Source organism: Hoeflea marina, assembly GCF_003182275.1.
Lineage (GTDB): Bacteria > Pseudomonadota > Alphaproteobacteria > Rhizobiales > Rhizobiaceae > Hoeflea > Hoeflea marina.
Window position 1 is genome coordinate 59,248 of record NZ_QGTR01000007.1, and the last position, 24,099, is coordinate 83,346.

At 65.3% G+C, this 24,099-nt stretch carries 23 protein-coding genes; 15 read left to right on the forward strand and 8 right to left on the reverse strand.

All coding sequences use genetic code 11. The features are described 5' to 3' along the window. Positions 1-72 precede the first annotated feature (72 nt). A complete protein-coding gene (pcaD, locus tag DFR52_RS21940) occupies positions 73-873 on the forward strand; it encodes a 3-oxoadipate enol-lactonase (protein ID WP_110034221.1) in 801 nt (266 codons plus the stop codon). Between the two features lie 23 nt (positions 874-896). After that, positions 897-2,276 (forward strand): GH1 family beta-glucosidase, encoded by a 1,380-nt coding sequence (locus DFR52_RS21945; protein ID WP_425351240.1) that lies wholly within the window; start codon positions 897-899, stop codon positions 2,274-2,276. A gap of 100 nt (positions 2,277-2,376) precedes the next feature. On the opposite strand, the gene DFR52_RS21950 is transcribed toward DFR52_RS21945, so the two are convergent. The 3 genes from DFR52_RS21950 to trhO are packed head-to-tail and all read right to left on the reverse strand — an operon-like array spanning position 2,377 to position 5,585. Continuing rightward, complete coding sequence (locus DFR52_RS21950; RefSeq protein ID WP_110034222.1) at positions 2,377-3,381, reverse strand: 4-hydroxyproline epimerase; 1,005 nt, start codon at positions 3,379-3,381, stop codon at positions 2,377-2,379. Between the two features lie 24 nt (positions 3,382-3,405). Then, complete coding sequence (locus DFR52_RS21955; protein ID WP_110034223.1) at positions 3,406-4,653, reverse strand: NAD(P)/FAD-dependent oxidoreductase; 1,248 nt, start codon at positions 4,651-4,653, stop codon at positions 3,406-3,408. Then, entirely contained in the window at positions 4,650-5,585 is a 936-nt protein-coding gene (gene trhO, locus DFR52_RS21960; RefSeq protein WP_110034329.1) for an oxygen-dependent tRNA uridine(34) hydroxylase TrhO, read from the reverse strand. The genes DFR52_RS21955 and trhO overlap by 4 nt, the downstream gene beginning before the upstream one ends. Before the next feature lie 47 nt (positions 5,586-5,632). On the opposite strand from trhO, the gene DFR52_RS21965 reads away from it, so the two are divergent. The 8 genes from DFR52_RS21965 (at position 5,633) to DFR52_RS22000 (ending at position 15,270) form a co-directional block, all read left to right on the forward strand. Beyond that, positions 5,633-6,394: a 2-dehydro-3-deoxy-phosphogluconate aldolase gene (locus DFR52_RS21965; RefSeq protein WP_425351241.1), complete on the forward strand. Its 762-nt coding sequence runs from the start codon at positions 5,633-5,635 to the stop codon at positions 6,392-6,394. A gap of 106 nt (positions 6,395-6,500) precedes the next feature. Beyond that, positions 6,501-7,199 (forward strand): tellurite resistance TerB family protein, encoded by a 699-nt coding sequence (locus DFR52_RS21970; RefSeq protein ID WP_110034225.1) that lies wholly within the window; start codon positions 6,501-6,503, stop codon positions 7,197-7,199. Positions 7,200-7,386: 187 nt separating this feature from the next. Next, positions 7,387-9,171 (forward strand): sensor histidine kinase, encoded by a 1,785-nt coding sequence (locus tag DFR52_RS21975; RefSeq protein ID WP_110034226.1) that lies wholly within the window; start codon positions 7,387-7,389, stop codon positions 9,169-9,171. Positions 9,172-9,255: 84 nt separating this feature from the next. Beyond that, entirely contained in the window at positions 9,256-10,638 is a 1,383-nt protein-coding gene (locus DFR52_RS21980; protein WP_110034227.1) for a sigma-54-dependent transcriptional regulator, read from the forward strand. A 279-nt stretch (positions 10,639-10,917) separates the two neighbouring features. After that, complete coding sequence (locus DFR52_RS21985) at positions 10,918-11,922, forward strand: DctP family TRAP transporter solute-binding subunit (protein ID WP_110034228.1); 1,005 nt, start codon at positions 10,918-10,920, stop codon at positions 11,920-11,922. Positions 11,923-12,052: 130 nt separating this feature from the next. Then, a complete protein-coding gene (locus tag DFR52_RS21990) occupies positions 12,053-12,733 on the forward strand; it encodes a TRAP transporter small permease (RefSeq protein WP_110034229.1) in 681 nt (226 codons plus the stop codon). A 6-nt stretch (positions 12,734-12,739) separates the two neighbouring features. After that, the gene (locus DFR52_RS21995; protein ID WP_110034230.1) at positions 12,740-14,356 is read left to right on the forward strand and encodes a TRAP transporter large permease; all 1,617 of its coding nucleotides are present in this window, start codon (positions 12,740-12,742) and stop codon (positions 14,354-14,356) included. A gap of 284 nt (positions 14,357-14,640) precedes the next feature. Next, complete coding sequence (locus DFR52_RS22000; protein ID WP_110034330.1) at positions 14,641-15,270, forward strand: LysE family translocator; 630 nt, start codon at positions 14,641-14,643, stop codon at positions 15,268-15,270. A 216-nt stretch (positions 15,271-15,486) separates the two neighbouring features. On the opposite strand, the gene DFR52_RS22005 is transcribed toward DFR52_RS22000, so the two are convergent. Then, positions 15,487-16,665, reverse strand: a complete 1,179-nt coding sequence (locus DFR52_RS22005) for a pyridoxal phosphate-dependent aminotransferase (protein WP_110034231.1) — start codon at positions 16,663-16,665, stop codon at positions 15,487-15,489. 82 nt (positions 16,666-16,747) lie between these two features. On the opposite strand from DFR52_RS22005, the gene DFR52_RS22010 reads away from it, so the two are divergent. Next, positions 16,748-17,431 carry a GNAT family N-acetyltransferase gene (locus tag DFR52_RS22010; protein WP_110034232.1) on the forward strand — a complete coding sequence of 228 codons (684 nt, stop codon included), beginning with the start codon at positions 16,748-16,750 and terminating at the stop codon, positions 17,429-17,431. 36 nt (positions 17,432-17,467) lie between these two features. Next, positions 17,468-17,674, forward strand: a complete 207-nt coding sequence (locus DFR52_RS22015) for a hypothetical protein (protein WP_110034233.1) — start codon at positions 17,468-17,470, stop codon at positions 17,672-17,674. A gap of 17 nt (positions 17,675-17,691) precedes the next feature. On the opposite strand, the gene DFR52_RS22020 is transcribed toward DFR52_RS22015, so the two are convergent. The 3 genes from DFR52_RS22020 to DFR52_RS22030 form a co-directional block, all read right to left on the reverse strand. Next, a complete protein-coding gene (locus DFR52_RS22020) occupies positions 17,692-18,750 on the reverse strand; it encodes a nickel/cobalt transporter (protein ID WP_110034234.1) in 1,059 nt (352 codons plus the stop codon). Continuing rightward, entirely contained in the window at positions 18,747-19,406 is a 660-nt protein-coding gene (locus DFR52_RS22025) for a DUF1007 family protein (protein ID WP_110034331.1), read from the reverse strand. The genes DFR52_RS22020 and DFR52_RS22025 overlap by 4 nt, the downstream gene beginning before the upstream one ends. A gap of 162 nt (positions 19,407-19,568) precedes the next feature. Continuing rightward, positions 19,569-20,462 carry a LysR family transcriptional regulator gene (locus DFR52_RS22030; RefSeq protein ID WP_110034235.1) on the reverse strand — a complete coding sequence of 298 codons (894 nt, stop codon included), beginning with the start codon at positions 20,460-20,462 and terminating at the stop codon, positions 19,569-19,571. A gap of 542 nt (positions 20,463-21,004) precedes the next feature. Between DFR52_RS22030 and DFR52_RS22035 the strand changes: the two genes are divergently transcribed. Further along, positions 21,005-21,616, forward strand: coding sequence for a GNAT family N-acetyltransferase (locus DFR52_RS22035; protein ID WP_110034236.1), 612 nt, complete (start codon positions 21,005-21,007; stop codon positions 21,614-21,616). A gap of 77 nt (positions 21,617-21,693) precedes the next feature. On the opposite strand, the gene DFR52_RS22040 is transcribed toward DFR52_RS22035, so the two are convergent. Continuing rightward, entirely contained in the window at positions 21,694-21,942 is a 249-nt protein-coding gene (locus DFR52_RS22040) for a hypothetical protein (protein ID WP_110034237.1), read from the reverse strand. 248 nt (positions 21,943-22,190) lie between these two features. On the opposite strand from DFR52_RS22040, the gene DFR52_RS22045 reads away from it, so the two are divergent. Beyond that, the gene (locus DFR52_RS22045; RefSeq protein WP_110034238.1) at positions 22,191-23,258 is read left to right on the forward strand and encodes a helix-turn-helix transcriptional regulator; all 1,068 of its coding nucleotides are present in this window, start codon (positions 22,191-22,193) and stop codon (positions 23,256-23,258) included. Positions 23,259-23,466: 208 nt separating this feature from the next. Continuing rightward, complete coding sequence (locus DFR52_RS22050; protein WP_110034239.1) at positions 23,467-23,913, forward strand: glyoxalase superfamily protein; 447 nt, start codon at positions 23,467-23,469, stop codon at positions 23,911-23,913. The last annotated feature ends 186 nt before the right edge of the window (positions 23,914-24,099 follow it).

A 24,099-nucleotide genomic window follows, 5' to 3' on the forward strand; every position in this document is an offset into this window, starting at 1 on the left:
GTTTGCATTCGACCCTGATGCGCGGTAATCCGGGCGCAATATTCCTTCGGGAACCCGTGTCTGGAGAATGAAATGCAGTTTGCCCGCCTCAACGGTGTCACCCTTCACCACCAGGTCATCGGCGCGGCGCCGGGCCGGCCCACCATCGTGTTCGCCAATTCGCTCGGCACCGACTTCCGCATCTGGCGCGACGTGATCGTCCGGCTCGCCGGCGACTATGGCCTCATCACCTACGACAAGCGCGGCCATGGTCTCTCCGAAACGGGCAATTCGCCCTACACGATGGACGACCATGTCGGCGATCTCGCGGCTCTGCTCGACCACTACCAGGCAAGCCAGGTGATCGTCTGCGGCGTCTCGGTCGGCGGCATGATCGCGCAGGGGCTGGCGGCAAGCCGGCCGGACCTGGTCCGGGCGCTGATCCTTTGCGACACCGGCCACAAGATCGGCACGCCCGAGATGTGGGACGCCCGCATCGCCGCCTGCCGGGAGGGGGGCCTCGCCTCGATGTCGGACGCCATTCTCGAGCGCTGGTTCACCAAGGAGTTCCGCAAGCCGGAGAATGCCGAATTCACCGGCTACCGGATGATGCTGGAGCGCACGCCGCTGGACGGCTACATCGGCACCTGCGCCGCCATCCGCGACGCCGATTACACCATGCATGCCGGCCTGATCGAGGTGCCGACGATCTGCGTGGTCGGCACGGAAGACGGCTCGACGCCGCCGTCGCTGGTGGGCGAACTCGCCCGTCTGATCCCCGGTGCGCTGTACCAGGAAATTCCACACGCGGCGCATCTGCCCAGCATCGAGGCGCCGGTGGTGCTTGCCGACGTGATCCGCGCATTTGTTGATCGCCTGCCGACCGCCGAGTAGCTCCGCCCTTCAAGGAGGTTCCCATGCCCATGATCCGTTCGCCCAAGGCACTGGCCCACCGGTTTCCCGGGGATTTCGTTTTCGGCGTGGCCACGGCCGCCTACCAGATCGAGGGCGCCGTGCGCGCCGACGGCCGCAGGCCGTCGATCTGGGATGCGTTCTCGCACATGCCTGGCCGGGTCCGCGACGGCGACACCGGCGACGTCGCCTGTGACCACTACAACCGGCTCGAGGCCGATCTCGACCTGATGGCCTCGCTCGGCGTCGGCGCCTATCGCTTTTCCATCGCCTGGCCGCGGGTGCTCCCCGACGGGGAAGGCGGGGTCAACGAGGCGGGACTGGATTTCTACGATCGGCTGATCGACGGCTGCAAGGCCCGCGGCATCCAGACCTTCGCGACGCTCTATCACTGGGACCTGCCGCTGCAGATCGCCGGCTTCGGCGGCTGGACCAACCGTGACACGGCCCATGCGTTCGCCCGCTATGCCGGACTGGTGGCAAGGCGATTGGGCGACCGGCTCGACAGTGTCGCCACCTTCAACGAGCCATGGTGCTCGGTCTATCTCGGCCATCTGATGGGCGTGCATGCGCCCGGAGAACGCTCGATGCAGGCGGCGATGGCGGCCCTGCACACAACCAATCTGGCGCACGGACTCGGCGTGCAGGCGATCCGCGCCGAGCGCGGCGGGCTTGCGACGGGCATCGTGCTCAATGCCATGGCGGTGATCCCGGCCAGCGACAGGTCGGCGGACCTGGATGCCGCCGAACGCGCCAGCGACTTTCACAACGGCGCCTTCTTCGGCCCGCTGTTCGCCGGCCGCTATCCGGACGCGATGCTCGCCGCCTGCGCCGACCTGGCGCCGCTGATCCGTGACGGCGACATGGCGAAGATCCGGCAGCCACTCGATTTCTGGGGCCTGAACTACTACACGCCCATGCGGGTGGCTCACGACAGCGATCCCAAGGCAGTCTTCCCGCGGACCGTGGCCGCGCCCTTCGTCCACCCGGAGAAGACCGACATCGGCTGGGAAATCGACCCGACGGGACTGAGCCACGTGGTGCGCGACCTCTACGGACGCTACAAGCTGCCGCAGTTCTACATCACCGAGAACGGTGCGGCCGACAACACCGGCATCGAGAACGGCGCCGTCAGCGACACGATGCGGCTCGACTATCTCACCGAGCATCTCAATGTGGCCGCCGACCTGATCGCCGAGGGATTTGCGCTCAAGGGTTACTTCGCCTGGAGCCTGATGGACAATTTCGAGTGGGCCGAGGGCTACGCCATGCGCTTCGGGTTGATCCATGTCGATTACGGGACGCAGATCCGCACCATCAAGCAGTCCGGCCACTGGTACCGGGACCTGGTCACCGTGCACCGGTCCGCCGACGCTTCGGCCTAATGCATGTCGCCCGAAAGTGTGCAGCGGTTTCGGGATCACGACATGCATCATTACAAAGAGCTAAAGCGCATCGCGTGAATCTGAATTCATGCGATGCGCTTTAGCGCACCACGAAGCCGTGGGCGAAGGGATCCTCGTCGTCATCGATGACGATGGAGTTGCGTCCGGTTTCCACCGCCCAGCCGGCGATCGACGGAATGATGGCGGGCTTGCCGCCGACTTCCGCCGCCGCTTCCACCCGGCCGTGGAACAGCGAGCCGATGATGCTCTCATGGACGAAATCGTCGCCCGGCTTGAGCTTGCCCTTTGCCGCCCACTGCGCCATGCGCGCCGATGTGCCGGTGCCGCAGGGCGAGCGGTCGATGGCCTTGTCGCCATAGAACACCGCGTTGCGGGCGCTGGCTTCCGGCCGGGTCGGCGCTCCGGTCCAGAGGATGTGGCTGAGCCCCCGGATCTCCGGCTTTTCGGGATGGACGAATGTGTGGTCGCGGTTGAGCGCGTCGCGCAATGCCGGGCTGAGCCGGACCAGATCGCCGGCCGTCATGTCGGCCATGTCGCGGAAATTGTCCTGGGCGTCGACGATGGCGTAGAAATTGCCGCCATAGGCGACGTCGACGATGAGATCGCCGAGACCCGGACAGTGGGTCCTGAGGCCGGTCGAATGCAGGAAGGCCGGCACATTGGTGAGCCGCACCTCGGTGACCTTGCGGCCGGTCTGGGTGTAGCGGGCGACGATGCGGCCGGCCGGCGTGTCGATGGCCAGCACGCCCGGCTCGCGCGGTCGCACCAGGCCGTTCTCGATCGCCATGGTCACCGTGCCGATGGTGCCGTGGCCGCACATCGGCAGGCAGCCGGAGGTCTCGATGAACAGGAAGCCGATGTCGCAGTCGTCGCGGGTCGGCGGATACAGGATGGAGCCCGACATCATGTCGTGGCCGCGCGGCTCGAACATCAGCCCGGTGCGGATCCAGTCGAACTCGGCCAGGAAATGCGCCCGCCGCTCCAGCATGGTGGCGCCTTCGAGCAGCGGCCCGCCGCCGGCCACCAGCCGGACCGGATTGCCGCAGGTGTGGCCGTCAATGCAGAAGAACGTGTTGCGCGCCATGGAGTCCTCGGAGACGGATAGGGGTCAGAAACGGTCGGGCCGGAAAGGCCGAATGTCAATGGACGGCGCCTTGCCCGCCACTAGATCGGCGGCTAGCCGGCCCATGGCGGCCGACTGGGTCAGTCCCAGATGACCGTTGCCGAAGGCGAGAATCACGCCCGGTGCGCCGGGCAGTTCACCCATCACCGGCAGGCTGTCGGGCAAGGAGGGCCGATAGCCCATCCATTGCGTGCCGCCTTCCGGCTTGAGGCCGGGCAGAAATCTCGATGCCTTGTCGAGAATGGTCCTGGCGCGGTCGAAATTGGGCGGCAGGTCGAGGCCTGCGAGTTCGACGGTTCCGGCGACCCGCAATCCGGTCTCGAGCGGCGTGATGACGAAGCCGTGGCCGCCGAAGATCAACTGGCGGCGGACATCGAAGGCGCCCACCGGCAGGGTGGTGGCGTAGCCGCGCTCGGTCTCGAGCGGAATCCGGGGCCCGGTCAGGGAGCCGAGCAGCCGGGTCGACCATGCGCCGGCGGCGACGACGATGCGCGCGGCGGCGCGGCGGCTGCCATCCTCCATCACCAGCCGCGTGCCATAGCCGTCCCGTTCGAGCGCGCGAACGCCTGCGCGCTCGAAACGGGCTCCATGCCGCTCGGCATGATCCCAGAGCCTGAGCGCGAGGCTGTGGGGATCGGAGACGGTCTTCCAGCCCGGCACGAAGGTGCCGGCGACAAAGCTCGGGGCCAGTCCCGGCTGCAGATCCGCCAGTTCGCCGCCGCGCAGATGCGCGATGGCGATGCCGGCCTTCTCGCGGCGCTGCCAGCCGGGCGCCGCGGCGCGGAATTCCGTCTCGGATTCATAGAGCTCCAGCGATCCGTCATGACGGATCATCGAGGACAGGCCGGCACGCTCATAGAGGGCGAGAGCCTCACGTTCCGCCAGCTGCATCAGGGACGCCTGCGCAAGGATGCTGGCCTCGACCCGCGACGGCTGGGAAGCGCGCCAGAACTGCCACAGCCAGGGGGTCAGCTTCGGCAGATAGGCAGGGCGGATGGCCAGCGGGCCCAACGGGTCGAGCAGCCAGCGCGGCGCCCTGCGCATGATCTTCGGCGAGGCCAGCGGCATGATGTCGGAAAAGGCGAGCGCAGCGGCGTTGCCCCGGCTGGTCTCCTCGGCGATGCCCGAACGGTCGAGCACCGTGACCTTGTGGCCGGCCTCGGCGAGCAGGGCCGCGGCGCTGACGCCAACTATGCCCGCGCCGATGACGATGACGTCACGCCCGTCGCTCATCGGACCTCGCCTGACTTGCGCGCCGCCAGCATCTGCCGGTGGCGGATGCGGTAGCGGGCGCGGTCCTCCTCGCTGCGGCTGGCATGGCAGTGCGGGCAGGAGGCGCCTTCCTCGTAGAGCGGCGAGGCACGGTCCTTGGCGGTCTGCGGCGTCCTGCAGGCGCGGCACAGCGTGTCGTCGCCGATGCGCAGACCATGGGTGACGGAGACCCGCTCGTCAAAGACGAAGCAGGATCCCTCCCACAGGCTCTCCTCTTCAGGAACCTCCTCGAGATATTTGAGGATGCCACCCTTGAGATGGAAGACATTGTCGAAGCCCCTCGAGCGCATGAAGGCGGTGGCCTTCTCGCAGCGGATGCCGCCGGTGCAGAACATGGCGATGCGCTTGGGCGCGGTCTCGCTTTCGGGATCCAGTCCCGCCTGCTCGACCCAGGCGGGGAACTCGCGGAAGCTCTTCGTCTCCGGATCCACGGCGCGGGCAAACGAGCCGATGGCGACCTCATAGTCGTTGCGGGTGTCGATGACGAGCGTGTCGGGATCGGCGATCAGCGCATTCCAGTCGCGCGGATCGACATAGGCGCCGACATTGACCAGTGGGTCGATGCCCTCGACGCCCATCGTGACGATCTCCTTCTTCAGCCGCACTTTCATGCGTCGGAACGGCATTCTCGGCGCGTGGCTTTCCTTGTGCTCGAGATGCTCCAGTCCCGGAATGGAGCGGATATGGGCAAGCACCGCGTCGATGCCGGCGCGGTCGCCGGCGATGGTGCCGTTGATGCCTTCGGCCGCCAGCAGGATCGACCCCTTCACCCCCAGGCCGCAGCAGAGTTGGGCCAGTGGCGCCTGCAGCGCCGGATGATCGGCGAGCCGGGCAAAGTGATAGAGCGCCGCCACGGTGACGGGCATGGTGGTGGTGGTGGTGGCGTCGGACATGGTCATGGCAAGCCGCAATAGCGCGTCTCATGTTGTCAGGCAATCGGTTGCGGCATCCTGCCGCCGGACGGATGGGAGCGGGCGATGCCGGCGGGCGGCGCCGGCATGGACAATCCCGGGGCAAAGGTCTATGCGAAACGCCATCCCAATCGATTGAAAGGAACTGCACCGTGGCTGACAAGACCAATGCCCTGCTGTCCATCCTGAAACTGCAGCCTGTCGTGCCGGTGCTGGTCATCGATGATGTCGCCACGGCCGTTCCGCTGGCACGGGCGCTCGTCGCGGGAGGCCTGAAGGCCATCGAGATCACCTTGCGGACACCTGCGGCCCTCGATGCCATCCGCGCCGTCGCCAATGAGGTCGAGGGCGCGGTGCCCGGCGCCGGCACCATCCTCAATGCCCGCCAGTACGAAGAGGCGGTCGACGCCGGTTCTCGCTTCATCGTGTCGCCCGGCACAACGCTGGAAATCCTCGAAGCCGCCCGCAAGTCGCGCGTGCCGCTGCTTCCGGGCGCGGCCACGGCCAGCGAAGTGATGGCGCTGCGCGAGGAAGGCTATACGGTCATGAAGTTCTTTCCCGCCGAACAGGCGGGCGGCGCAGCCTATCTCAAGTCGCTCTCCTCGCCGCTTGCAGGGTCCGTCTTCTGTCCCACCGGCGGCATCACGGCACAGAATGCCGGCGATTACCTCTCGCTGCCCAACGTCATCTGCGTCGGCGGATCCTGGGTCGCGCCGAAGGCGATGGTCGAGGCCGGCGACTGGGACGGCATCACCCGTCTGGCGATGGAAGCCTGCAAGCTCGCCCGCTGATCGACACCCCGGTGTGGTCCGTGCATTTGCATGCGCGGACCGGCGTTCCTATCTGATGGGAAGGGTGGACCCCGTCCGCCGCCATCCAACAGGAGGATTGCCAGCCATGTTCGACCCAAAAGCACTCTTGGACCAGTTTTTCGGAGCGCAGGTTCCCGGCACTCAAGGCACTGTCGGCGAGAAGGCCGGACAGGGGCTGCAGATGGCCAAGGACAATCCGCTCGCCACCGGGGCCATCGCCGCGGTGCTGCTGGGCACGGGTGCCGGACGGTCGCTGACCGGCTCGGCGCTGAAGCTGGGCGGCCTGGCCGTCGTCGCGGGCCTGGGATACCAGGCCTGGAAAAGCTACCAGGCCGGCGGCTCGCCGCAGCCCGCAGGTCCGGTCGCCGAGGCTCCAATCGCATTGCCGCCGAAGGATTCGGACTTCGCCGCCTCGACAGCTGGCGTGAACGCGACCTTCACCACGGCGCTGCTGCGGGTGATGCTGGCGGCGGCGCGGGCCGACGGCCATGTCGATGACGCGGAGCGGTCCCGGATCATCAGCCGTTTGTCCCTGGCGGGACTGGGCCCGGACGCAATGAGCTTTATCGAGGACGAATTGACCCTGCCTGTCGATCTCGACGGCATCGTCGCCCAGGCCGGCAACGAGGCCGAAAAAGTGGAGCTGTACACAGCTGCCCGGCTGGCGATTGATCCCGACACCCCTGCCGAGCATGTCTTTCTCAACCACCTGTCCGGGCGGCTCGGACTGTCCGAGGGTCTGATCGAGCATATCGAGGCCACGGTCTCGAGCGCGAAGGTCTGATCCCCCGCTCCGCCTGGCCTGATGGCGGGCGGACGGGCCGGGATCGGCTCTTTCTGCCCATCGGGCACGCGCCGTCCGAAGGTATCTCGGACCAGCGGGCTGAACCTTTGGCGACCCGATGAGGCAAACGGAAGGCCCGAGCGTTTTTGCGATTTCCCGGGACGCGGAAGCGCTCTAAGGTCCGGCAATGCAGTCGCGCGCCTCCATTGAACGCCGGTTTCGCCTCGCCCGCTCGACGCTCTTCATCGTCTGGGCCCTGGCGTCGATGGCCGTTGTCTTCTGGTCCGTGCGCGCGGCCCATGACCGGGCCACGGTCGATGTGCTGCAGAAGGCGGGTGAAACGCTGTCCGTCCAGACGGAGACGCTGACCGGGGTTCTCGACAAATACCGGCTGATGTCGCCGCTGCTGTCGCGCCAGTCCTCGGTCGCTTCTCTGTTCATCCGCGATGGCGACGGCAATCCGCAGGCGCTCGACGCGCGACACATGGCGCTGGAACTGGCCGGAATGTCGGCGGCCAAGGACGTGGCATTCCTCTTCCCCGACGGCGAGATCCTGGGGCATGCGCATGGCGCCTTTGTCGAAGACGGAGTCGGGCTGCATGAGTTGCTCGAGGCTGCACGGCAGGGGAGGCTGGGCCGCATGGCGCTGGCGCTGCCGGATGGCGAGCGAAGCTATGCGTTTTCCTCGGGCGTTCGCCGCAACGGCAGGCTCGTCGGGGTGGTCATCGTCTATGTGGATTTCTATCGGGTCGAGGCAGCCTGGGCGCTGTCGGCCTATCCGATTTTCGTCACCGACCGGGGCGGCACGGTGCTGCTGTCAAACCAGCCGGACTGGCTGCTGAAGCCAATCGGCCGGTTCAAGTCTGCCGCCGGCACGGAACCGGCGTTCAGATTCGGCGAGGGTCTGCAGAGCCGGATCGATCTGACGCGCAACCTGCCTTTGCTGGGCTGGGACCTGCACGTGCTCGCAGATCCGGCGCCGGTCTTCGCCGCAAGGCTGTCGGCCGGCACCATCGCCACGCTTGCCTGTCTGATTGCCGGCTTGCTGGCACTCATTGTGATGCGGCGCAACGAGAATGCCATCTTTCGCGCCCGCAGCGACCGCGCGACGGCGTTGCGGCTGGAGCGGCTGGTTCGCGACCGGACGCGCGCCCTGTCTGTGACCAACCAGTCGCTGTCGCGCGAGGTGGAGGTGCGGCGCACAGCCGAGACGCGCCTGCGCAAGACCCAGGCGGAGCTCATCCAGGCGGCGAAGCTGGCGGCGCTGGGACAGATGTCGGCGGCGCTGAGCCACGAATTCAACCAGCCGCTGGCAGCCATCCGGTCCTATGCCGACAATGCGGTCCGGTTTCTCGACCGTGGCGACACCGGGGAGGTGGCGGGGAATCTGGGTCGCATCAACAGCCTGATCGACCGCATGGCGGAACTGTCCAGAACGCTGCTGGCCTTCGCGCGCAAGCCTGGCATCATCACCGGCCCGGTGCCGCTCGGCCATGTTGTCGACGAGGCGCTGCTGCTTGCCCGGCCAAGCGCCCGGGCCGCGGGCGTGATGATCGAGACGGCCGAAAGCCTCGCCCGGTTCCACGTCGAAGGCGGCCGCATCCGCCTGAGCCAGGTGTTCGTCAACCTGGTCAACAATGCCGTCGATGCGCTCACGGGTCGCGGCGACGGATGCGTGCGGATCGAGGCGCGGGCCGATGGCGACATGGTGCTGGTCACGGTCAGCGACAACGGTCCGGGCATCGCGGCCGACGAAATCGGCCAGGTCTTCGATCCGTTCTTCACCACCAAGGGCGTCGGCGAGGGCATCGGCATCGGTCTTTCGATCGTCGACAACATCATCCGGGATTTCGGCGGATCGATACGGGTCTTCAACCGCGACGAGGGCGGCGCCTGTTTCGAGATCCGGCTGCGCGCAGCCGAAACGGACTCCGGAACCGACAAGGGAGCGGTTGCCGCCGGTGCGGGCTGACGCTGGACAAGCGGCGTTGTGCATGGTTTCAAGCACCACGGCGCCGGCACGGGCCGGCGGTCACTGGCGGATGGGGAGGACGGGATGGTTGGATCGGTTGAATTGCGGCGGGAAGACCGCGTCGTTCATCTCATCGATGACGATGCCGACCTGCGCCATGCCCTGACCCAGTCACTGGAGCTGGAATCGCTGTGTGTCGTCAGTCATTCCAACGGCGACGACATCGCGGATCTGCCGTTGCGCTCGCTCTACGGCGTCATCGTCTCCGACATCCGCATGCCCGGCGCCAGCGGCCTCGATGTGATGCGAAATGTGCTGGCGGTTGACCCGACCATGCCTGTGATCCTGATCACCGGCCACGGCGACGTGCAGATGGCTGTGGATGCGATGCGGGCGGGCGCCTATGATTTCATCGAGAAGCCGTTTGCAGCCAACCGGCTGTTCTCGGTGGTGGAGCGGGCTCTGGAAAAGCGCCGGCTGGTGCTCGAAAACCGGTCGCTGAGGAGCGCGCTCGAAGGCGCGGACGAACTTTCGGCACGGCTGGTTGGCCGCAATCCCGCAATCCAGCACCTCCGTGCCCAGATCGCGGCCGTCGCGGGCACGGATGTCGATGTGCTGATCACCGGCGAGACCGGCGTCGGCAAGGAAGTGGTGGCGCGCGCGCTGCATGACTTCGGCCCGCGCAGCAAAGGCAATTTCGTCGCCATCAACTGCGCGGCGCTGCCGGCAGAGATCTTCGAATCCGAGTTGTTCGGTCATGAGGCGGGCGCCTTCACAGGGGCGCAGAAACTGCGCGTGGGCAAGCTGGAGCACGCCAATGGCGGCACCATCTTCCTCGACGAGATCGAATCCATGCCGATCGACCTGCAGGCCAAGCTGCTGCGCGCCATCGAGCAGCGCTCCGTCGAACGGCTGGGATCGAACCGATCGGTGACGCTCGACGTGCGCTTCGTCGCCGCGACCAAGGCGGATCTCGCCCGCGATCCGGGCCGGTTCCGCGCCGACCTCTATTACCGGCTCAACGTGGTCACGCTGATGATTCCGGCCCTGCGGGAGCGCAAGGACGACATTCCGGTGCTGTTCTTTCACATGTGCCGCGAGGCCCGAGCCCGCTACCGGCGCGAAATCCCCGAAGTGACGCCGGCGCTGGAGGCCGGATTGGTGGCGCATGACTGGCCTGGGAACGTCCGCGAACTGCGCAATGCGGCCGATCGGTTCGTCCTCGGCATGTGGAGCGGCTTCGGACCGCTGACCGGTGAGCAGGCAGCGCCCGGCACGGGGCGGCTGTCGGAGCAGATGGACAGCTTCGAACGGTCGATCATCCAGGCGGAGATCGGCCGCAACGGCGGGGCCCTGAAGCCTACTTACGAGGCGCTGGGCATCTCCCGCAAGGGGCTCTACGAGAAGATGCGCCGGCTGGGACTGTCTGCGGCCGAGACGTCCGACGGGTCGGCCGCTGCCCAATAGCCAGGGCGCAATGGGTCGAATTCGACCCATTGATTCTCCGGTCTGCCCTCACCGTTCCCGCCCTGGCCCGTTTCAGGCCGAACATCTGCAAGACTCCGCGACCAATCGCATGCCCGGATGCAACTGGCACAGGCCTTGCAAAGGTCTCCCGTGAACGCGATGGACGGGAGGACATCGGCGGAGGGTGGTCCGGATTCAGATCCGGGTTGTTCGGCTGGTTTCTCCCCGGTCGCTTCAGCAACCGTTCCGGGCCTTTCGGCCCACAGTGGAGGACTTCCTATGAAAAACATTCTTCTCGGCGCAGTGTCCGCCGCCGCCCTGATGCTCGGCGCCAACGGCGCAATGGCTTCCGAAGGCTGCGATGACGGCGAAATGGTCATCAAGTTCAGCCATGTGGTGGCTGCCACCGGTCACCCCAAGGGCGACGCCGCGACAATGCTTGCCGCCCGCGTCAACAAGGAGATGGACGGCAAGGCCTGCATGGAGGTCTTCCCGAACTCCACCCTGTTCGATGACGACAAGGTGCTCGAGGCTCTGCTTTTGGGCGACGTTCAGCTCGCCGCGCCTTCGCTGTCGAAGTTCGAGGCCTACACCCTCAAGTACCGCCTGTTCGACCTGCCGTTCCTGTTCTCGAGCCTGAACGCCGTCGATACCTTCATCCAGAGCGATGACGGCAAGGGCCTGCTCACGGTGATGGAAGACGTCGGTTACACCGGTCTCGGCTACTGGTCGTCGGGTCTCAAGCAGTTCTCGGCCAACAAGCCGCTGCTGCTTCCTTCCGATGCCAACGGCCTCAAGTTCCGCATCCAGACCTCCGACGTGGCCGAAGCCATGATCGAGGCGATGGGCGGCTCGGCCCAGAAGCTGGCCTTCAAGGAAGTCTACGGCGCACTGCAGACGGGCGTCGTCGATGGTCAGGAGAACTCCTGGTCCAACATCTACACCCAGAAGTTCTTCGAGGTGCAGGACGGCGTGACCGAGACGAACCACCAGTTGCTCGCCTATCTGCTGGTCACTTCGACGGAATGGCTCAACGGCCTCGAGCCGGAATTCCGCGACCAGTTCATGAAGATCGTCGACGAGGTGACGATGGAAGCCAACGCCAGCGTTGCCGCCACCGAAACCAAGAACCGCCAGAACATCATCGATGCCGGCGGCAAGATCGTCGAACTGACCCCTGAACAGCGTCAGGCCTGGGTCAACGCGATGAAGCCGGTGTGGAGCAAGTTCGAAGCCGATATCGGCCAGGACCTGATCGACGCGGCCGTGGCCTCCAACAACTAGGCTCAAAGCAACCGGGTCCGGCCTGATGGCCGGGCCCGGTTCATCAAATGGCCAGGCGTCCATTCGGACGCGACAGCCGGAGGGGATGCGCCGATCCGCGCGCGCGTCGGAAGAGGCAGGGGAGACGGTCATGGCCGGATATTGGCCCTATGTGGGCATGCTCATCGTCATTGGAATTGTTTATCTCGCCGAGCGGCGCAGCCCCGAGGCGGTGACGCGCTTCGAGGAGAATGTGCTGGCGACACTGCTGGCGCTGATCACGTTGATCTCGTTTTCGCAAGTGGTGGCGCGCTATGGCTTCAACAGCGGCTGGACCGGAGCACTGGAACTGACCCGCATCCTGTTTGCCTGGATGATCCTGTTCGGCATGAGCTACGGGCTCAAGCAGGGCATGCATCTCGGGGTCGACGCCTTGATCCGGCTTTTTCCGAAGCCTGTGTTCAAGGTCTTTGCCATCTTCGGCGCCTTCTGCTGTTTCTTGTACGCCATGATCCTGATCTCGTCGGGCTGGCTCACCTTTTTCGGCGCCGACACCAAGGGCGGCGCGGTGGCCTATTGGTCGACCATGTACAAGATCGGCATCGGGCTCGATGACGTGCGCTATCCGGAATGGGTGCAGGAGACCTTCGGCACCAAGGAGCGGGTGCAGCGCTGGATCGCCTATCTGATCCTGCCGATCGGGCTGGGGCTGTTCGCCTACCGCTCGCTGCAGGCCATGGCCGCCATCTGGCGCGGCGACCGTGACATGGTCATCGCCGGACACGAAGCCGAAGAGCTCGTAGCCGAAAACCGCGACATCTTGAAGGACTGACGCGCCATGGAAACCATGATCCTGTTCATACTGGTGCTCGGACTTCTTTTCCTTGGAGTGCCGGTCGCCATCTCGCTGGGCCTGTCGTCGATCCTGCTGATCGCCTTCTTCTCCACCGATTCGATGTCCTCGGTGACGCTGCAGCTGTTCACCGCAGCCCAGAACTACACGTTGCTGGCCATTCCCTTCTTCGTGCTGGCATCGGCCTTCATGTCGACGGGCGGGGTGGCCAAGCGGCTGATCCGCTTCGCCATTGCCACCGTGGGTCATTTTCGCGGCGGCCTCGCCATGGCCAGCGTGCTGGCCTGCATGCTGTTTGCGGCGCTGTCGGGCTCGTCGCCCGCCACCGTGGTCGCCATCGGGACCATCGCCATCGCCGGCATGCGCCAGGTGGGCTACTCGAAGGAATTTGCCGCCGGCATCATCGCCAATGCCGGAACGCTCGGCATTCTCATCCCGCCCTCCATCGTCATGGTGGTCTATGCGGCTGCGACCAATGTGTCTGTCGGGCGCATGTTCCTTGCCGGTGTGATTCCCGGCCTGGTAGCCGGGCTGATGCTGATGGGCGCCATCTACATCGTCGCCCGGATCAAGAACCTGCCGGCCGAGCCCTGGCGCGGCTTCGGCGAGATCATCGCCGGCGGCAAGGAAGCCGGCTGGGGGCTGTTCCTGATCATCATCATCCTCGGCGGCATCTATGGCGGCGTCTTCACGCCGACCGAGGCGGCGGCGGTGGCGGCGGTCTATTCCTTCTTCATCGCCATCTTCATCTACCGCGACATGGGACCGATGAAGGGGATCAACTGGGCGACGGACGATGACAGCCGCCTGGCGCGCGCCGGCTTTTCCGCCGTCGTCTATGCGGTCGGCTTCTTCTTCGTCTGGATGATCCTCACCTTCTTCATCACCTCCGACTGGGAGAGCGTCACATTCGGCCAGCGCGCCGGGCTCGGCGGCATGATCTCGGTGCTGATCGTGCTCGCCTACGGCACCTGGCGGGGCGGCGGCGGGCTCGGCGCCGTGCCGGGAAGCCTGATCGCCGGCCTGTCGATCTGGAGCCGCAATCTCCGACTGATGGCCCGGAATTTCGGCCGTGCCTTCTTCAACGAGGACACCCGCAAGGTCATGGTCGACGCGTCGAAGACGACCATCATGCTGATGTTCATCATCGTCAATGCGCTGCTGTTTGCCCATGTGCTGACGTCGGAACGGATTCCGGACGCGATCACCAGCCTGATGCTCGGCTACGGCTTCAACTGGTTCACCTTCCTGATCGCCGTCAACGTCCTGCTGTTGATCGGCGGCCAGTTCATGGAGCCGTCGGGGTTGCTCTTGATCGTTGCGCCGGTGGTCTTTCCTATCGCGATGGAACTCGGGGTCGACCCCGTGCATCTGGGCATCATCATGGTTGTGAACATGGAAATCGGCATGATCACCCCGCCGATCGGGCTCAATCTGTTCGTCACTTCCGGTATCACCGGAATGAGCCTGGTGCAGGTGGTCAAGGCCGCCATGCCGTTCGTCGGCGTGCTGTTCCTGTTCCTGATCATCGTCACCTATGTGCCGGCGCTGTCCACCTGGCTGCCCTATAGCCTGATGGGGCCGGAGATCATGACACGCTGATGCATGTCGCCCGAAAGTGTACAGCGGCTTCGGGATCACGACCTGCACGATCACAGGATCTAAGGCCCATCGCGTGAACCTGGATTCACGCGATGGGCCTTAGATATGTATGCGCCGAACTCCGCACGCACGCATAAGCATGCGTGCGGTCTTCCCTGTGCCGTTGGCGCCTTCGCGCCGGATCACGGCCTTCACTCCGGCACGCTCAATCCATCAATTTTTGTGGAGCCAGCAGCAATCGATCTGATTTGCTTCCGTTTCCTGCGGGTGCCAGTGTCGCCGGCATGATCGAGTCCCTTCACCTGCCCCTCATCCTTGCCGCCGCATTCCTTGCCAGCGCCAGCCCCGGCCCCTCGACCATGGCGATCGCGGGCACCTCGATGAATGTCGGGCGCCGCGCCGGACTGGTGCTTGCTCTGGGAATTGCCTCCGGATCGCTGGCCTGGTCCACCATGGCGGCGCTGGGCATGAGCGCGGTGATGATGGCCAATGCCTGGACGTTCGAGGTGCTTCGCTATGCCGGCGCAGGGTACCTCATCTATCTGGCGATCAGGGCCGGCCGAAGCGCCCTGTCCAGCAGGGCTGCCGAGACGCGAAATCCGGGCGCCGCCTCCTTTGCATCGACCTTCGGGCGCGGCATCGCCATGCATCTGACCAATCCCAAGGCGATCCTGTTCTTCAGCGCGCTCTATTCGGTGGGCATGCCGGCAAACGCCACGCCGGCCCAGCTTGCTCTTGTGATCGGCTGTGTAGGGCTGCAGAGCCTGAGCATCTTCGTCTGTTACGCGATGCTGTTTTCCAATCCGCGCATGGTCAGGATCTATGGCCGGCTCAGGCGCGGATTCGAGGCCACCTTCGCGCTGGCCTTCGGCTATGCCGGCTTCAGGTTGCTGACTGCGCGGTTGACCGGCTAGCATTTCAAGGGCTTGCGCTGCCGGATCGCGAGGGCCGGCCGCCGAAATGCAATCATGTCGTGTCTCTTGGGGCGACGTAATGCATGGGTAGAAGTCACGCTGTCCGATTAAGGTTTCGTTAACCTTTCGGGCGCAATCTGATTGTCAGACAAGCCAAGTTCACTCCTCCCAAGCAAGGCTTTTCCAAAGGGCGGCGCAAGCCGCCCTTTCTTCGTGTCATGGTCTGCGGCGGGCAAGGAACTCGCCCATCCGTGACACCGCCTTCTCGATGTTCTCGTCGGAACTGGCGCATGAGACGCGCAAATATCCCTCGCCATACTCGCCGAAATCCGGCCCGCCGATGAGTGCGACGCCGACATCGTCGAGAATGGCCGTTGCCAGCGGTTTTGCCTTCCAGCCGGTCCCGCTGATGTTGGGGAATGCGTAGAAGGCGCCCTTCGGCACGATGCAGGAAACCCCCGGCAGGCCGTTGAGCAGGTCGGTGACGAGCAGCCGTCGCCGGTCGAAGGCGACGAGCATGTCGTCCACCGCATCCTGCGGCCCGTCGATGGCGGCTATGCCCGCCCACTGCGCCGGCGCGTTGACGCAGGACCAGCAATTGACCGCCAGCTTGCGCACGAGATCGATCAGGCTGTCGGGCCAGATCGACCAGCCCAGCCGCCAGCCGGTCATTGCCCAGGTCTTCGACCAGCCGTTGAGCACGATCAGACGGTCGCGCAGTTCGGGAAACGCCAGCAGCGATGTGTGGCTCTCGCCGTCATAGGTCATGACGTCGTAGATCTCGTCGGACAGGATTGCCACCTGCGGATGATCGGCCAGACCCGCCACCAGCTTCTCAATTTCGGCGCGCGGGGTGATTCCCCCTGTCGGATTGGCCGGCGAATTGAGAATAAGAAGCCGTGTCTCGGGCGTGATCAGCGACAGCGTCTCCTCGGCCGAGAAGGCAAAACCGTTTTCCTCGCGCATCGGCACGGGGATGGCACGGGCGCCGGTGTAGTCGATCATCGACCGGTAGATCGGAAATCCAGGATCGGGATAGAGAATGTCGACGCCGGGCTCGCCGAACAGGGTGATGGCCGCATACATGGCCGGCTTGCCGCCGGGCGTGATCATCACATTGTCGGGGGAGACCTCGGCGCCGGTCATGGCAAGCGTGCGGCGGCAGACGGCCTCTCGCGCCGGCAGCAGGCCGTTGGCGGGCGTATAGCCGTGATGGCCGTCCCGGAGCGCCTTGACCGCCGCCTCGACGATGTGCGGCGGCGTCTTGAAATCGGGCTGGCCGATGCCGAGATTGATGATGTCGCGGCCCTGGGCGGCAAGCGCTGTGGCGCGGGCGAGAACGGCAAAGGCATTCTCCTCGCCCAGGCGGTCGAAAGCGGCAATTGTGGTCAGCATCAGGTGAATTCCATCCTCGGGCAGTTGTCTTGCGGGGGCGATTCATGTCCTATCGCGCCGAAAAGTCAAATCGGGGAGTTCGATGCAGGATCTGAGCCAGTGGACGCCGCGTCCCGCACCCAAGCCGGTCACTCTCACCGGCAAATACGCCATGGTCGAACCCTATCTGCGCGACGTGCACGAACAGGCGCTCTGGGATGCCTTCGGCGGCGAGGCCGTCAACGACCTGATCCGCTATTTCCCGAACGGGCCCTACGAGGGCCCGGCGGGACTGGCCGACTGGCTGGACCATATCCGGTCCACCGGCATCATCACCAATGTCATTCGGTCGCGTCGCAGCGGCGATGTCGTCGGCATGGCGAGCTACATGCGGCCCGATCCGGCCAACGGAGTCATCGAAGTGGGGTCCGTGGCCCATGGCGCGGCGATGGCGCGCTCGCCGATCTCGACCGACGCCCATTATCTCATGGCCCGGCATGTGTTCGAGGATCTGGGTTACCGCCGCTATGAATGGAAATGCCACAATCTCAATGAGCCGTCGAAAGTGACGGCGCGGCGGCTCGGCTTCACCTTCGAGGGCGTGTTCCGCCAGCATATCGTCGCCAAGGGAATGAACCGCGACACCGCCTGGTTCTCGATGATCGACAGCGAGTGGCCGTTGCTCCGCAAGGCCTTCGAGGCCTGGCTCGACGAATCGAATTTTGACGAGGGCGGCAGGCAGAAGCGCAGGCTGGAAGACATCCGGGCGGATCTGGCGCAGCCATGATGCCGGCCGGCCACAGACAAATGGAGGGCTTTGCCCATGACTGAAGGCCAATCCTCGGCGCTTGCCGCCGCCATCATCCTCGGTGTGACCGGCCTGGGGTTCTACTACATGCCGGCCATGGTGATGTCCCTGTCGGAGACTTCGCCGATCCTGTCCTATGCGCTGGCGATCGGTTTCGTGCTGGCGTTCTTTGCCGTCTTCTGGCTTAGGGGTCGCTGGGTCGCGCGCCGCAAGGACGACTGAGCGCGGCCACGCACCGGTCAGGCCTGCAGGGCGGCCGCGAAGAGAACGAGACCCAGCACCAGCACCAGTGTCGCGCCGGCGATCTCGATGCTCGAGCCGACCGCTCCGGCGCGCGAACTTCCGGCCAGCCGCACGGCGAAGCCCTTTGCCGTCACCGCCAGCGTCGCCAGTGCCGACACGGTGATGGCGGTGCCGAGCGCCATGGCGAACACCGACAGCACGCCACCCAGATAGAGCCCGTTGAGAAGCGAAAAAGTCAGCACCAGCAGTGCGCCGGAACAGGGCCTGAGGCCGACGGCGACGACCGCCGACCAGGCTTCGCGAAGCCCCAGATCCTTGCCCGACAGCAGCGCCGGGTCTGGGGCATGGGAATGGCCGCAGCTGGAGCAGACTTCGCCCGGGCCATGGGCATGCGGGTGATGGGCATGGGAGTGGCTGTGCGCGTGCCCGTGGGAGTGCTGATGGTCATGATGGCCATGACCGTGGTCACCGGCAGCCGCCACGGCCAAAGCGGGCGCCAGGCCGGCGACCCGCGCAGGCAGCAGCGCCGCCAGCTTCTTCCACAGGAGCCAGCCGCCAAAAGCCGCGATCAGCAGGTAGCTCGCCTTTTCGAGATAGCCGGTCGCATCGGTCATGGACACGGTGGTGCCGCGCAGCACCACATAGGCGAGCGCCACGACGCCGATGGCCATCAGCCCCTGCATCATCGAGGACAGGAACGACAGCGCCACGCCGCGCCGCAACGCCACTTCGTTGGCGATCATGTAGGAGGAAATCACCGCCTTGCCGTGGCCCGGGCCGACGGCATGGAAGACACCGTAGGCGAAGGACAGGCCGACGAGGGTCCAGAGCTGCCAAGGGTCGCTCCGCATCGCCTTCAGCGATCCGGTGAGCGCCCGGTAGAATGCCTGCTGCTCGCTGTTGACCCAGGACAAGAGCGGCCAGCCGGGATTGCCCGGCATCAGCGAGGGTTCGGCCGCGCCGATGCCGAGCGAGGACTGGGCGTGCGCCGCGCCGGCCGCCATGACCATGAGCGCAGCAATGGTGAGGAGCTTGCAAGCCGGATTGGTGGTCATTTGCAGGTGAGCTCGATCCGGGTTGCGAACAGCTTGGAGAGGTCGTTGCCGCCGGGATTTTCGAAGAAGGCCTCGGTCAGCGAGGCCTGGTTCTCCGCGATCACCTGGTCCGGGTCGGGACGTATGACCTTGTGCGTGCAGCCGGCGGCGCCGGACCCGGTGACCACCATGTCGGAGTCGTTGAGGAAATCGATCGCGGCGTACATGGTCGGGTCATAGACGCCGAAGTCCAGCTTGCCGGTCAAGGCCACCGGCTTTGACGGACGGACAGCAAAGAACATCAGCAATTGCCCGTCCCGGTAGTCGACGTTGATGCTGTCGGGCGGCGTCACGCCGATGTCGGCGCCGTTGTCGATGATGGTGGTGTAGTAGTCGAAGTCCATCAGCGAGTCCTTCACCAACTGGCTGACGCTCGCCAGTTCATCGGGATCGAGCACCAGGTTCTTGTTGGCGTCGAAATCGATGACGACGCTGGAGGAAAAGACCTCGTCGAACCGCCAGACGTGACGCAATTCCGAGATCGTGTGATCGGACGCCGTGTCCACTTCCAGTCGGGCCTCCGCGAAGATGTGCGGATGGGCGCGGGCAACCGCCGGCAGGGCGAGCACAAGGCAACATGCCAGCACCGAACCCCGTATGAGATTGCGACTATCCATCATTCCGATCCCCGACCGTTCCGTCTTCAGGTCCGTCCCGACCGCGGCGGCCGCGTCCCCGATTCCATGCAACCTGTCCTGTCCGTCCATGCGGGCAAATCACGACGCGGCCGATACCTGCCATCCAATATGGACCGAATTTCGGCAGCCGCCATCCCGCTGCTATTCGACGGCCTTGAACCATTGCGACAGGAAGTCGACAAAGGCACGCACCTTGGCAGGCAGATAGCGGCGGTGCGGATACACCGCGTAGATGCCGCGATCATTGGAAATGAAGCCGTCGAGGACCTGCACCAGCGAGCCGTTGGCGATGGCCTCGCGGGCGATGAAATCGGGCAGGATGGCCACGCCGACGCCGGATTGGGCGGCGCGCATTGCCGCCAGAGGACTGTTGACCTCCAGTCGGCCCTGCACCGAGACAGCAAAGGCGGAGCCGTCCGGATTCTCGAAGCGCCAGTTGTTGAGGAAGCGACCGTTCGTGTCGATGATGCAGGGCAGCTTGGCCAGGTCGGCCGGATGGGTGAGGGGACCGTTTCTCTCCAGGAACTCCGGCGACGCGCAGACAATCAGCCTGAAAGCGGACAGCTTGCGGGCAATCAGCCCGCTGTCCTCGAGCCGGGTGATGCGGATGGCGACGTCGAAACCTTCCTCGACCAGATCGATGAAACGGTCATCGGAAATCACCTCCAGCGTGACATCCGGATGGGCCACGACGAAATCGATCAGCGACTGGCCGATGGCGGCATCGGCGAAGGTGCGCGGGGCGGTCACCCGGATGCGGCCCTTGATGTCGGTGTTGTTCTCCCGGACCAGATCGGCGAGGTTGTCGATCTCCTTGAGGATGTCCGAGGCGGTGCGGTAATAGGTGTGCCCCGCCTCTGTCAGGGAAAACTGCCGCGTCGTGCGATTGAGCAGCAGGGCGCCAAGCTCGTCCTCGAGCTCGCGGACATATTTCGACAGCAGCGCCTTGGAACGGCCGACCTTGCGGGATGCCGAGGAAAACCCCTCGGCTTCGACGACATCGATGAAGGCCCTGATGCGGGTGAGTGTATCCATGGCAAATTCCTGAATCCCTGGGCGCCGAACCTGCGCCGCAATCGCATCCATATGAAGCCGAAGGCACATGTTTGTCCAACAAAGTGTTTTTTCGCGCCAGGACGAGAAAACACTTGATTGTGTCAGGCCAACTTCATATCTGACGCCTTGCCCAAAGTCGCACGTGCCTGTGGGTGTCCGCCGACCCTCGATATGGTGAGGAATCGGTAAGGTACCTGGAACTAACCCCTCCAGTCGTTTCTCCGGCCTACTGGAAGAGCGAGGACATCTTGAAGCAACGACGGTGCGGGCCTTTCTAGTCTCCTCCGGCATTCCAACCGCCGGAATTACTTCAGAGGCACACCATCCTTGCCGAACGTGCGGTCGGGTTTTCCCTCCCAATCGAAGGCAGAATTGAGCGAACCGACGCCCGAATGGCGCTGGTTCTTCGACGCATCTGGCGTCCCGAGACCGACCGGCTGATCCAAAGGCCGGTGTTCGCCGGGAAGCCATCGATGTCCTGTATTTGTTGCGGCCGGTCGTTCCGGCCCGGGGAGAATCGCATGCCTGTCACTGTTGTCGAGCACTGCATCGTCGCGCCGGTCTCCGGATCCGCCGCCGCACGCGGATACTGCATTGTCGCCGAGACGCCCGAACTGGCGCCGGCGCGAGAGCGTCTGCTCGACCGCGCCATGGGTGCGGACCGCAAGCGCAAGTCCTCCGAGCGCCTGCGGCGCGGCCGCCTGCCATCGGAAGGACTGGCTTTCGCGGCGCTTGACGAGACCGGCCGGATCATCGGGACCGTGCGCCTGTGGGATGTGACGGCGGGCACGGACAGGGCCGGGTCGCGGGTGCGCGCGCTGCTGCTCGGGCCGCTGGCGGTCGATCCCTCGGCCGAGGGCATGGGCGTGGGCTCGGAACTGATGCGGGCCGCCGTCTCCGCCGCGACAGCCGCCGGTCACGGCGCCATCATCCTGGTCGGCGATGCGCCCTACTATGCGCGTTTCGGCTTCCTGGCGGACCTCACATCCACGCTGGCGATGCCCGGACCGGTCGAACGCTCGCGCTTCCTCGCGCTGGAACTCAAGCCGGGGCATCTGGATGGCGCCGCGGGCGTTCTGGTCGCCTCGGGCCGCCGCGTCGCGGCCGGCAGGGCCATGCGGCTGGCTGCCTGAGCGGATCCCATGACGCCGAACGCCGGGACTGTCGCAGCCCCGGCGTTTTGCGTTTCGGCAGGAGATGGAAGCCGGGGTCAGAACCAGACGCCGCTGCCCATGTTGACGGGACCGTCCGGGTACTTGCTGGCCTTCGACGGCTCGCGCTGGTCCCGTTCGCCGGTCGAATGGGTGACGGTGCAATCGACGCCCTCGACGCTGTCGGACTGGGTACAGGCGGGCTGCTCCCTGGCCGGCGTTCCGGCGGCCAGGGCGGTGGAGAGGGTGAGGGGGGAGATCACGGCTGCTGCGATCAGGAGTGCGGCAGTGCGGTTGATGCGGGTCATTGGAGTGTCCTTTCGGGATCATGGTTGATGTCGGGCCGGGCGGTCCGGCGATGGCCTCAACCTGGGTCCGGACGGCATCAGGCGCCGCGCGAAGTTGAAAATCGCCGCGGTTTTTTCGGAATTGATCGCAGATTTTCGAAATCGATTGGACGCGCGCGCCGATCGTGCCTATCTCAGGCCTCGCATCTCATGAGCGATCGCGAGGCGGCGTTGCGGGCGGCGCGGGATCGCCCAGAAGGTGGACCCCCATGGCGATTGTGCTTACGGCCTCGGACCTGATCGATCTATTCCTGCGCGGCGGAACCATCGGCATTCTTTTGCTCGTGGTGGTGCATCTCCTCAACAAGCCGGCGACCGGCCCCATCAGGCTCACGGGCATCGCGTTCTGTCTCACGGGCATCGCCGAGGCGATCGTCCACACGCCGCTATTGGCGCAGGTCGCGCCGCTGCCGCTCCAGTTGATGCTGCCGCTGGAGCAGGCGCATTTCATCTGCATGTGGTGGTTCGTTCGCAGCCTCTTCGACGACCGGTTCGAATGGCGGCTGCCCTGCTTCATCCCGGCGGCGATCGCCACGCCCATCGTGCTGGCGGCGATCCTGCTCGAGGGGCCTGCGGTGTTCGTCCTTCGCGGCGCGCTGGTGGCGCTCAACGTGGTGCTGTTGGGACTGATCGTCAGCGACGCGTTGCGTGACCGCGCCACGGACCTGGTCAACGAGCGACGGGCCTTTCGCCGCGCGCTGGCGCTCTCTGTGCCGCCCTTCACGCTCTTCGTCTCGATCGTCAGCCTGCTCAACATGTGGGCCGCGCTCAATCCGGTCGTCTGCAACATCTATGCCGCCATCTATTTCCTCATGTCGCTCGGATTTTCCTACTGGCTGACCAGCCTGAAGGGCGGCATGTTCGCCCGGAGCGAAACCGGCCAGGAGGGCACTCCGGAGGATGCACCGCTGACCGGCGCGGACCGGCTGGAGCTCGACCGGGTGGTCAAGGCGATGGATGGCGGACTGTATCTGGAACCTGGGCTGACCATCGGCGGCCTGGGCGACCTGATGCACATTCCCGAGCACCGGCTGCGGCGGCTGATCAACAGGGGCCTGGGCTACCGGAACTTCGCGGCCTTCGTGAACGACTACCGGATCAACGAGGCAAAGCGGCGGCTCGCCGACCCGGCAATGGCCCGCGAGCAGATCATCCAGCATGCTTTCTCCCTCGGCTATGCCTCCCTGGCGCCCTTCAACCGCGCCTTCCGCGAGCGCGTCGGCGTCAGCCCCAGCGAATTTCGCGAGGGCGCCCTGAACCGGACGGCCGCGGAATAGGCCGCCCGACGCCGGCCTGGCCGCGGCGGCGTTGACTTTGGCGAGCGGCGGACCTATCTCCGCTGCCACGGGTCTGGAGCCCCGGCCGTCCGCGAGCAGGTTGCTTGGGTGAAGTCTCCGGTTTTCGAGCAGTCACCTCTATCGATGACATGCAGACAGCGGAATGCGGACACCCCTCTCACGGTCATGTCGTTCATGGAGCACTGCCATGCGTGATCTCACGCCCGTACCCACTCTTTCCGCCCTCAAGGACCAGGCCAGACGGCTTCGCGCCCGGCTTGAATCGCAAGGCGGGCCCATCAGCCATTCGCAGGCGCTGGAGCTTGTCGCCGCCCAGCACGGCTTTGCCGACTGGAACACCTTGCATGCCGCCGCCGGAAACCGGCCCGGCATCGATCGGCTGACGCCGGGCGCCAGGGTCACGGGAGCCTATCTCGGCCAGCCGTTCACGGCCCGGGTGGTCGGCGTCCAGACACTGACATCCGCGGCCGGTCTGCTGCGCGTCTCGCTCGACCTCGACGAGGCCGTCGACGTCGTCAGCTTCGACAGCTTCTCGGCTTTCCGCAAACGGGTGAACGGGGTTATCGGCGAGGACGGTCAGAGCCGCGAGAAGACCTCGAACGGCCGGCCGCAGCTGCAGCTGTCCTGGCTCTAATGCATGTCGCCCGAAAGTGTGCAGCGGTTTCGGGATCACGACATGCATGATTAAAAAGAGCTAAAGCACATCGCGTGAATCGGAATTCCCGCGATGTGCCTTAGCGCATTTCCAGAGGACGGGATTCCCGTCGACCGGAAATGCGGCAGCGCAAGAGCTTAGAGCGCTTCTGCGATTCATTGAAAT